General features: G+C 47.4%; 1 pseudogene. It reads right to left on the bottom strand.

The window, feature by feature from the left end:
• Positions 1–230, bottom strand: a pseudogene (locus Q1A70_RS20715) (IS3 family transposase); the annotation flags it as partial.

Below are 230 nucleotides of genomic sequence, written 5' to 3'. Positions count from 1 at the left end.
TGAGGTTAGTCGTCCTCTGGCTCTTCCCCGTAAAAGGCTCTGAGCTTTTTTCGTAGAACCAACAGGGCAGCAGTTTCAGCCAGTGCCTTTTCTTTGTGGCGTAACTCTTTCTTAAGCTCTTTGATTTCAAGCTTATCCGCTTTGGCCTGCTTTTTTGCTTCCGCTTCCCGCTCTTTACTCGACATAAAACCTTGCATACATTCGCTACGCCAGCTTTGAACTTGTTCGGG

Origin of the sequence: uncultured Vibrio sp. (genome assembly GCF_947488985.1) — a bacterium.
GTDB lineage: Bacteria > Pseudomonadota > Gammaproteobacteria > Enterobacterales > Vibrionaceae > Vibrio.
This window is presented reverse-complemented; position numbering and strand designations above follow the sequence as displayed.